Here is a 7,903-nt window from a genome sequence, read left to right as displayed (position 1 = left end):
GACTTATAGCATAAAATACAAATCCGCTAAAAATATATGCGCTATATTCTCTTTTATTTTATCTTTGCACCAGAACCTTTTAAAGCACCCCCATAACAATAATAAAGATTATTTTTGGATTTCAATGAGCATCTGTTTCTTAAGTTGCTTATTCAAAATCTAGTTATCTCTATCCCCAATAAAATGATTTAGTAAATTTACAGTAGAATAAATATCTTTGATATCAACCATTTCAAAAGGTGTATGTGTATAACGAGTTGGAATACCAATAAGTGCTGAAGGAATACCACTATCAAAAAAAGCGATTCCGTCAGAGCCATAATTACTATAAATACCAATTTGATAAGGAATATTATATTTTTTAGATGTATCCTCTAAACCCCATGTTATTTTAGGATCATAATGAATAGCACCATCCTTATAAACTAGCGTCGGCCCACCACCTAATCTAGTAGGATAATCTTGTTCATTTACAGTTGGTATGTCTCCTACTAAACCAATATCTAAAGAAATTGCGAGATCGAAGTCCATTCTTGAACCTAGAGCATAAGCGCCATGAGCTTTATTCTCTTCTTGCACTGTAGCTCCATACCATACTTCATAATTTAAATTGGAAACGTCCATTTTCTCTAAAAGGAGATCCATAACCAAAAGCCCAATCCGATCGTCAAACGCTTTTCCAATAAGCTTATTTCCAACCTGAGTTAATTCCCTTTTCCATACTACACTAGAGCCAATATGAACTCCTAATTTTTCTACTTCTTCTTTACTATTAACCCCCATATCTATAAATAGGCTATTAAAATTTAAATTTCCAGCCATTTGCTGCTCGGTAAGGACATGACCAGTAGATGTAGCAAAAATTCCTGTTGCTATATTCCCTGTTCTACTTATCACTTGAGCTAGTTGCCCTATCATATGTAAATGATTAGGACCAGATCTATGTGCTTCTTGCACTGGATCAATCAATAAAAAGCCATCAGGGGTAATATACCTTACTATAAATCCAATCTCATCCATATGTGCTTGGATTAATAATTTAGGACCCTTCCCACCAATTTTACAAATTAAATTTCCAACTTTATCTTCAAAACATTCCTCTGATTTATTTATCCAACGTTTCTTTAACCAATTACTGATTATATATTCATGACCAACAGGACCAGGTAAGCTTACTAATTCTCCTAATGTTTTAGAAATGCTTTTCTCAATTACATGTTCTTCTACATTTAGCATTATTAAATCCCCCTATTTTTACTGATTTATTTAAAATTAATTAACTTGAAGCTCATGCTTAAACCAAAAGTTTTCACTAATAGCAAAGGTTAATTCTTTATTTATAACTTGATGCCACCAATTTTTAGGAGTATATATAATCTCACCTTGATTAAGTTCTATATAGTAAGGGTTTGCTTTTAAGATAATTTCACGTTCTTCTGGAGTTGGATTAAAAATATTACAATCTATACTCGCTAAATATTCCATTTCTTGATCAAATTCTGGGCTGAAAAATACCCATTTTTTCTTTCCGAATATAACCGCATTCCAATTGTGTGTTGCTTGGAAATCTTTATGTAATGGGGTTCCAGTGTTCGTTGAGCCTAGAAATACCCATTTCAATTCTTTGTCTCCTTTTTTCCTAACTGTTTGCTCTGTTAAAAAAGATGGAATACTATACGCTAAAGCGATTTCTTTATTCCCCATAATAGAGAAAGGCCAATCACAATACCACTTTTCTTCATTTCCACCCTCTAGCAATTGGATAAATTTAGAGAGCTTTACTGTATAGACTTTCTTTTTGCCTTCATAATCAGACTTTCTAATTACAACTTCTTGCTCTCCAAATTTTTCATTTAAATATTTCAAATCCCAATTGTAGCACTCCCAATCATTCACAAGATTTATTAAGATAACAGGTTTCTTATCCGCAAACTCCTTCATAAATCTTTCGTAAGTTAGATTCTTGCAATCAATTCTTTCAATCATTGACCTCACTCTTTCAATGTTATATTGGGTAAATATCTAACTCTCTAAAATAAATATGTGGCGCACCTTGAGTTACGCTTAAATTATTTTGATTGTTTTTATCACAGCCAAATACTGGATTGAAAATTCGTAATTCATTACTACTACCAACGATATTCTTTGCAGCCTGGAACTTACAACCTTTAATATCAAACCTTCTAATAATTAAATTACTTAAACTTCCATTTTTGATAATAATCCCATAAGATGGTCTAATTACAAAGTTTGTCCCTATTGATCCCCCTCCCCATGAACCTTTACAAAAGAGACCATATTCTATTTTTGATATTAAATCATTGATATTCTCATTACCTTTATCCATATATGTTATGGACATACGTGGAAGAATAATATCGTTATCTGAAACTTTTCGACCATTACACGAACCTTTTGCTTGAAGTTTCTTTTTCGTTTCTGAACTATGAAGTAAATTACTCCAAATACCATCTTTAATTATTTGGGTACAAAAAGCTTTCTCTCCTTCATCATCCATTCTGTAATGAGCTTTATGCCCTATTAAAGTCGGATCATCATATACATTAAACTTATAATCAGACCATCTATAACCTAGTCTATAACCATTTTTACAAGCATAATCCATATAATTATCAGCTTCTGAGGTATGTCCAAAACACTCATGTACAAAATGAGAAGCGGGCCACTGATCTAATATAACTGGCAATTTTAATTTATCTTTTAATGATTTTCCATGACCAGTTTGTTCTATTTCCAGCCTTAACGCATCTATTTGATTTGAAAGAATACGAACTGGTGGAGATTCCGTACTTACTTGCCATAAAATAGGTATTATAGATTCTTTCCCTTCAACATGAATTAAGATTAATAAATTATATCTGTTTATAGGCTCTTCATATAAGGAGATTCTCTCATTATTTAAGTTAAGGTTTATTTTATATGAGATAATGTTTTTACTGAATTTTAAGATATTTAATTCTAGTAATTTAATACAATCCTTAAGTTGCCCCTTCAAAAAGTTATTTATACTAGCATCTTTAATTTGATCATTAATGACGTCAGTGGAACCTTTCTGAGATTGATACTGAAGTTTAATTAATAAATTATTAAACTTAATCCCTCCTATTTTTTTAATAATTGATTAATTTTTTGGTATTTTTCCTTATAGTAGATATAATCTGTTTCTTTCATATTCATTTTCTTACAAAAAATTTCTATTAATTCATATATTTCCGTTCTCATGGGTAATAGTTCTAGAGTGCTATGTGCCAAAGATAAGCCATATTCGAAATTTTCCAGATGCAAATGGCATAAAATTTGAAGAATTAAACTATGTGCTTGGATTGTATCAACGACATCTTTTGTTTGTTGAAACCACTTCAATGCATGCTCATAATCTTTTTTCCTCATATAACTCATACCAATACTATAAGCTGCCCAAAAAGCTTCATCGCCTTGTTCTCTAGCCTGAAAATAACATTTTTCAGCCTCGTCTAACTGTCCCATTTGCACTAATAATAAAGAGCGTAATTTCCATCCGATTCCACTTAAAATATCAAGCTCTTTTTCTTGTAAATAATTTAAGTATTTTTGATTTATTGATTTTCTATTAGAAAGAGCAGCCATTGTCTCTATAGGCACCGAATGATCTCGAGCAGGATTACTAATAAGTTTCATATCTAATTTATGAGAAAGAATACTACTTAATCTTCTATATGGTTCCGGCAAAAAACCGCTTTTTATGGAATAGGTCATTGTTTTTATAGAATCTGTAATTTTATTTTCTTTCAGAATCTGTAACACCTGATCAATCTTATAATATAGATTCTTGCTCTCAGGATTATAGAAAAAATCCAAATCAATATCTGTAATTATGTTACTCTCTTTATAAAGTTGCATATACTTTAGATTATTTATAGTTGTAATCATGAGGGTTGTATTTTTTATTTTCGTTTCAATACCAAACGGATATTTTTTAAAGGAATCAATAATTTCAGTACCATGATGAGGAATTAAAGATAGTAAAGTCCAGAATACTTGACCTAAATCATTTACATTACTTTTGTGTTTAACTACGGGAGAGACCCATATAATTTTTTTAAACAGATTTAAATCAATAGCCGCATATAGGAAATCATCTAATCCATAAGCATATTTTTCATCTTCCCTACAGGGGATGTCCCTATTTAGAATGCTTATGGATTGATTTTTTTCTACTCTTTGATGTATTTTTTGAATTTTCGATTTACTTATTAATTTAAGATCTAAATGGCGATCAAAATACAACAAAGTTGCTGGATCTTTAATAGTACCTTGCCAAAAAGGAAGTACTTCTCCATGCTCTTCGAATGTTGTAATTGTATTCATGATTTGATTAAACCTAATCTATATATGCTCATTGCTAGGCTAGCCTCTTCGTTACTAGTCAATTTCATTTCATTGATCTTTTTTAGACTTCCAATTTCAATTAACTGTAAAATATTTTCTTCTATAGGGCCCTTTATTAGTCTATTGTTAGCTGCTGCAAATAACCATATTATCTTCTCCTGTTGCACTTGAATTTTTTTACCTAATAAAGCTTCGGCAATATTTCTATCAAGTCTAATCCAAGCATAATAAATATGACCATTATACTTAATATCCTTACTTAAAATTTTAAATGCTGGCTCTGAATTTACCACCAAGATAGATATCATCGCATTTAAAAATTCATGTTTTAAAAGCAGTTCTATATTTTTATTGCCTTTAATTATTTCCACATTACTTAAAAAGAGAAAAAATGATTCCTCAATACACTGACCATCTCCGGCATAAGGGATCTCCTTATAATTTTCAAATTCTTTTGATGCTACAAATTCATACATCAATTGTTGCATGTCAATATTATTTAACTCTAGTTCTTTAAAAGTTCCAGGAAAAGCTGTTTTCAACCCACCACTATGTTCTATATTCCCATTCAATAAATTTCTTATAATCGTTTTTGCAGTAGCAATTAGTTCTTCTTTGTCAATTGTTTGAATCTGTTTGAGGTTTTCTTCACAAATATTTAAATCACTGAATTTATCTTTTAAGAATAAATTTCTATACTTATAATCATGTAGTAAATTGTACAATATTTCATCGAGAGAATAGTATTTATCTACTGATATTGCCATTGTTTTACCACCTCTTTCATCCTCTGATAATTTCTTTGAGATTTTGGAATGAGAATACCATCATTAGTATACTTAGGATCTTCATAAGTAACAGCTTTTAAATTTGGGCATAAAGGAAGTAAATATTTAAGTAAATCTATTTGCTCATCTAATAGTATGCCATGATGTAGATCCCTAAACTTGCCACGAATAATCTGACACCCTGATAAATGTAATTCAAAGCAATTATCCAGCGGCAGCTTAGAAAGATTTGTATACATCTTTTCATCTGTATTACCAATGAGCCATTGATAACTGAGAATATGCCCTATATCAATAGTTACAGGGGAATTTGTTTCTCGAACTAGAGTACTAAAATACTCAAATCCATCCATGTCACCGATAAAGAAATTAGTTCCTTCTGTAAACCCAGGAAATTCAATACTAACTGGTACCAGTAGATTTTTCTGATATTCATTTATATTTTCAATGCAGGCTTCTAGCCCTCTGGGAGTCATATATGGGGGTAATGGAAATGGCACAGTTTTTCCCTTAATGGACCATAACCCTAAATCCTCAACAACCCATTTTATTTCATATCTTTCAATTATTTTATTTGTAAACTCTATTATGGAGCTTTTTTCATATTTCTCGGTAGCTCCCATATTTAATATGGTTTGATGAAATGCCCTTGCTTTATAATTAGGAACAGCATTAAATAATCGATCATACGCTTCAAAGTAATCCTCTGCTTTAAGAACACTTCGATTTTTAGGTTGGAATGCAAAAAACATATAATTAAACTCATCTTTATAGTTATCAAAAAAGATTTTCATTTTTGAAGTAATATCATCTCCATTTTCCGTTGTACAAAATCCAATATCTTCTCCCCAAGGTAAGTCCATTCCAATACCCAGTCCTAACTTATTCGCAACTTTAGGGAAGCGTACACTATTTTCTATAAGCTTCATTTAACATTACCTCCTTTTCATTAATAGCAACTAGTATTCCTGCTCCTTTATCACAAAAATGTTGAAGATAAATTTGATGTTCTTCTTCCACTACGTATAAATAATCCTGATCATCATATATTACATTTGGGAGGGGGAAGACTCTTTGCCATAAGAAGTCCATTAAAAGTATTCTCTCGCTTTTTATGACTCTCACCCATGGATATAACTGCAAAATATATGAATTTTGATTCAAATTATCTCTAGATTCTGTAGAGCTTCTTTTATCTGGTGGTAGTTCATCATTCTTTTGCGGATTAACATTTTTGTAAATTTCAAGAAATCGATTTAGTCTTTCATTAAAGGTATCACCATCACTATAGTTAAATGTAGCCCCCATTCTCCCCATACCATAATTCAGTAATTTATTTCCCCTTAATTCTTCGTCCGATGTTATAGTTAAATTATATTTCTCTGGATTTTTTGCTAAATATGTTGTAGGTTCAGCAACTAGCATTTGCATGACATCAATACCTATTTTATCTGCATTTTTTCTCAAAAACTCTTCGGAATTCATAACTTCCTCTTTAGTTTCATTGGGTAACCCGCCAATTATTGAAAAACGCAGAGGAATTCCTAATTCATGCAGATTATCTATAATTTGTTGATAATTGTTTGCTGTAACCCCCTTATCCAGTAGGTCCAAAATTCTTTGCGAATTTGTTTCATAGCCTACGGACATCAGTATGCAGCCTCGATCCTTTAGTTCTTTACAAAATTCCTTCTTTAAAAGAATATCTTCCAATCGATTTCTAGTACTAAAAGATATACGGTATCCATTCTCATTTAAAATTCTCATTCCGTTTAGCACTAAACGTAGATTAGTATTTTCATCAATAAAATTTATTCTTGTTGCTCCATAATTTCTAATTAAATATTCACATTCATATGCAATTTGTTTAGGGGTTTTTTGTTGATAATTTTTTTCTTCTCTTGATCTATTTCCATACGAACAAAAAGCACATCTTCCCCAATAACAACCTACACAAGTAATAATGGACATATGTACTTCTTCATCTAAATAATTTTTATAGGGCAGATCTGAAAAATCAGGTGGAAAAGCGTCTTTTATATGATAATCTGATTTTTTGAAAATCTCTTTTTGTACATTATCTTTTAAAAAAATAAAATCCGGTACATCATACTTTTCTACTTCCCCGTCCAAATGTTTAGAAAGTAAGTAAAGCGTTTCTTCACCGGCTCCAGTTCCTAGACCGTCTACATACTTACTAAGGTCATTTAATTTTAAAAGTTGTTCTTTCCTTAACATTATTTGTTGTCCACCGAGAATCAAAAAAACTTCTGGCATTAATTCTTTAATCCATTTACATAACAGTAGTGAAGGTAATAACTGACTGTAATATGCGATTGAAATTCCAAAAATTTTGGTAGGATTTTGATTTAAAAATTCAACTAACATTTTTTTTTGAATAACACTACCAATATCTTCTTCATTTTCAATAAACATATTTATCTCAGAAATCATTTGAGGTAATGATGTAACTTCTTTTTTTAAAAAAGAAGTTTCTAATAAAAGCTCTATGCCTTGTCTTACTAATCTAACGTCATTTTTCAATTCATTATCCGAGCTTTTATTGATAAACACGTTGTGAAATAGTTCCTCTTGATTTTCATACAAGTATTTTGCAAATTCTAACCTGTAAATATTTTTAATATTTTGCAGATCTTTGCCTTTATAGCTTTCAATAAATTTTAATAAATTTATTTTAGAAAAAATATTATGACAAAGTTCTATAT

7 protein-coding genes are annotated in these 7,903 nt (G+C 30.6%); all 7 read right to left on the bottom strand.

The annotated features are described in order from the left end of the window. Nucleotides 1–159 precede the first annotated feature (159 nt). Nucleotides 160–1,236: a M42 family metallopeptidase gene (locus tag JDS96_RS29095; RefSeq protein WP_199668907.1), complete on the bottom strand. Its 1,077-nt coding sequence runs from the start codon at nt 1,234–1,236 to the stop codon at nt 160–162. Between the two features lie 36 nt (nt 1,237–1,272). Continuing rightward, nucleotides 1,273–1,941, bottom strand: a complete 669-nt coding sequence (locus tag JDS96_RS29090) for a cupin-like domain-containing protein (protein ID WP_242480018.1) — start codon at nt 1,939–1,941, stop codon at nt 1,273–1,275. Between the two features lie 64 nt (nt 1,942–2,005). Then, nucleotides 2,006–3,016, bottom strand: coding sequence for a metallopeptidase TldD-related protein (locus JDS96_RS29085; RefSeq protein WP_199668905.1), 1,011 nt, complete (start codon nt 3,014–3,016; stop codon nt 2,006–2,008). Nucleotides 3,017–3,123: 107 nt separating this feature from the next. Beyond that, a complete protein-coding gene (locus JDS96_RS29080) occupies nt 3,124–4,368 on the bottom strand; it encodes a hypothetical protein (RefSeq protein WP_199668904.1) in 1,245 nt (414 codons plus the stop codon). Further along, complete coding sequence (locus tag JDS96_RS29075; RefSeq protein WP_199668903.1) at nt 4,365–5,156, bottom strand: hypothetical protein; 792 nt, start codon at nt 5,154–5,156, stop codon at nt 4,365–4,367. The genes JDS96_RS29080 and JDS96_RS29075 overlap by 4 nt, the downstream gene beginning before the upstream one ends. After that, nucleotides 5,141–6,106, bottom strand: a complete 966-nt coding sequence (locus JDS96_RS29070; protein ID WP_199668902.1) for a multinuclear nonheme iron-dependent oxidase — start codon at nt 6,104–6,106, stop codon at nt 5,141–5,143. Before JDS96_RS29070 ends, JDS96_RS29075 begins: the two co-directional genes overlap by 16 nt. After that, on the bottom strand, nt 6,087–7,903 hold a 1,817-nt coding region (locus JDS96_RS29065; protein ID WP_199668901.1), incomplete at its 5' end, for a B12-binding domain-containing radical SAM protein. The genes JDS96_RS29070 and JDS96_RS29065, both read right to left, overlap by 20 nt.

It is taken from the genome of Bacillus cereus group sp. N21, assembly GCF_016483395.1.
GTDB classification, from domain to species: Bacteria; Bacillota; Bacilli; order Bacillales; family Bacillaceae_G; genus Bacillus_A; species Bacillus_A pseudomycoides.
This window is presented reverse-complemented; position numbering and strand designations above follow the sequence as displayed.